This window comes from Methylorubrum rhodesianum, assembly GCF_014199985.1.
GTDB lineage: Bacteria > Pseudomonadota > Alphaproteobacteria > Rhizobiales > Beijerinckiaceae > Methylobacterium > Methylobacterium rhodesianum.
Genome location: NZ_JACHOS010000006.1, coordinates 251434 through 254285, shown reverse-complemented (window position 1 = coordinate 254285; position 2852 = coordinate 251434). Strand labels below are relative to the sequence as shown.

At 61.9% G+C, this 2852-nt stretch carries 2 protein-coding genes; one reads left to right on the top strand and one right to left on the bottom strand.

The features are described 5' to 3' along the window. Nucleotides 1-173 precede the first annotated feature (173 nt). The gene (locus HNR01_RS11235) at nt 174-974 is read right to left on the bottom strand and encodes a SapC family protein (RefSeq protein ID WP_017484802.1); all 801 of its coding nucleotides are present in this window, start codon (nt 972-974) and stop codon (nt 174-176) included. An 858-nt stretch (nt 975-1832) separates the two neighbouring features. Between HNR01_RS11235 and HNR01_RS11230 the strand changes: the two genes are divergently transcribed. Further along, nucleotides 1833-2837 (top strand): helix-turn-helix domain-containing protein, encoded by a 1005-nt coding sequence (locus tag HNR01_RS11230; RefSeq protein ID WP_017484803.1) that lies wholly within the window; start codon nt 1833-1835, stop codon nt 2835-2837. Nucleotides 2838-2852: the final 15 nt, after the last annotated feature.

Sequence of the window (2852 nt, the reverse complement as noted above, 5' to 3'; positions counted from 1 at the left end):
GCCGCTCTCTCCAACCGGAACCTGCGCGGCCTGACCGGGCGCGCAAAGACACAGGTCCCGGTAGGCCTGCTAAGCCGCCGGGATCATCACCACCGCTATTTTGGATTTCGGCCGGCGCTCAGCGGCTGCGCGTCGGCCCATGGCTCCCGGCCTCGACCGGGAGCGCTTCGAGATCAGGCGTTGCCCGAGGTCTCGAAGTCGGCTGGAGAGGCCGGTGCGGTCTCGTCCGCCTGCGCAGCCTCGGCCGGGGCACCGATGCGCTCGGCGATCGGCGCAAGGTTCCGCAGTGAGGCGAGATGCAGGTAGATCAGCTCCATCTCGTCCGCCTGCATCAGCTCGGCGAGCTGCTCGGCCGACAGAGCCTTCAGGCGATCCCGGCTGACCACGCTGAAGCCGGACAGCGTCGAGCGTTGACCGCTGCGCAGCGTGAACTGCGCCTGCATCGGCTCCAGAAGGCCGAACTCCTGCAGGCGCTTCACGAACAGCTTCGTGCGCTGGAACTGCACCTGATAAGCCTGAAGGAAGCCCAGGACGTTCTGCAGATACTGTGTCCGCTCGCCGTCGGCGTCGAAAAGGCGCTCGCCCCGACCCTCGTCGTTGCAGCCCGAGAAATCCTCGTCGACGCAGAGCGTGAAGGTGGCATCGGCCTCGTTCGCGTTGTCGCTCGAAAACACGAACGGGTAACGGCGCAGGAAGGCCGGGACGTACGAACCGCTCCACGAACCCGACTCGGATACGTACAAGTTCTCGTTGTCGCGAATTCCGAGAAGAGCGACCGGAATGATCTCGTCGGCAGCACCACCAAACACGATGGCATATTCGGCCGCCGAATTCGGAAACTCGGCGACCATGAGCGGCACCGAATTGACGCCGCGGGCGAAATCGAACGACGCACCGGCCTTCACGGACCATGATCCGTGACGCTGCCGAGTGACCGGCACGGCACGCTCGTAGATGAGAAGCTGCTTACTCATTCCGACCCCACATTGCGACGCTTGTGCGATTTCCGCATCTTCGCCCTCCGCTGCATATCAGTACCGCCCCACGCTGCGGAGGGATGGTTCCGTTTTTTCGATTGATCCAGCGTCTCAGATGCTGACCTCGTTGGCAGGGCCGCAACGGCCTCATCGGAAAGGATCTGTCATCGCGGCTCATTCTCGATCGCGCGGGTTCGGAAGCCATCGCGCGCGAGGTCATCGCAAAAATTGTCAAAGGGCTGTGCCCGGCTCGACACAACGTCGAAGCTGGGCGGTCGCTCCGATAGGCGGGCACGCGAGTACAGCGTTGCTACGCCATTGCTGAATCGATCTGCGTGGCTGGCGAAGCACTGGCAGAATGTTGTCATCAGAATATCTTCTAATTTGATATAAAAATACTACAAATCGTGCCGCGACGATTTCATTACAAAGATATTTTGCAAAATTCATTGAAAATTTCGCCAATCGACGAGCGCATAAACTGAGATATACGCTATTATGCGAAAGGATTTGTTCTGCGCAATGAAATTGCAAGCACTAGGCCAGCGGCAACGAATGCCCCGGTCATCGTCCAAGCAATGACTGCAGAGGACGGTGCCTCTTGAAACCCTCACAGGCTACTTTAACTTCCTCGATGCCTTAAGGGCGCAGCACAACTCAGGGCTATCTAGTGGGGACGCGAGTGATGTTTCGCAGTCTATGTTGGAATATTTTCCAATATCAATCGTATCTCTTCCAATAAGCTCGTCAGGAACAGCATAATCACGGATATTCCCTCCTTTTCTGCCAAATCTCGGCGACCACAGCCGGAATTGGAAAAGGCTCCCGATCGTTTCGTTGGAAGTAGATTGTCACGTGACCCTTCTCCAGCGGCTGGATTACCTCACGACCGGGCTGCCTCACGAAACGGCGGCTGAAATCTGGAAAGGCGTCGTCGGCCCCCTGTTCGAGCCGCGGGCCTTCCATCCGGGTCAGCAAAGTCCCACCGGCTCGGCGAGCGGCGCCGTCATCGGCGACATCATGGTGGCACGGGTGGTGTTCGGGGCGCAGAGCTATCGCCGCGACCGAGACCTCATCGCCCGCACGTCGGATCACATCCTCTTCCATTTCTACAATGTCGGCGGTTTCAGCGGCCTCATCAGCGGACAGCAAACCACGATCTGGTCATCGCAGGTCGCGATCATCGACCTCGCCCAGGAGGTCGACACGCTCGCGGCCTCGTCGGACACGATCGCGCTCGTCGTCCCGAGAGCCTTGTTGCCGGGCTTGGCCGACAACCCGCTGCCGCCCCGGCTCGATGCCGGGCGCAACCGGCTTCTGGCCGCCCATCTCATCGCGCTGCGTGAACGCAGCACGCTGATCGAAGAGCCGGATGTCGAGGAGGTCGTGGCGCAGACGCTCGATTTCCTGCGCGCGCTCCTCGATCCTTCCCGGACCGAGGAGGCCGCCGCGACACCGACGCTCGCTACCTGTCATCTCACGCTCGCAGAGCAGGCGATCCGCACCCACCTCGCCTCGCCGGACCTGTCGCCGGAGATGATCGCCAACGAGATCGGCGTGTCGCGCGCGACCCTCTACCGGATGTTCGCCCCCTACGGCGGCATCATGCGCTCGGTCCAGGAGCGCCGGCTCCTGGCCGTCCGGGCCGCCCTCAGCGACCCGCTGGAGACCCGCCGCCTCTCCCGGCTCGCGGCCGATTTCGGGTTTCGCGGCAAGGTCCATTTCAGCCGCAGCTTCCGCGCCCAGTTCGGCATCACCGCGAGCGAGTTCCGGGCCGAGCAGGTAGCCCTAGCCCAGAAGGGTGCGCGGACCGATCTCGACGTCCTACACGACTGGTGGCCCCGGCTCGGGAACCAATAGGGCATCGTCCCGAAG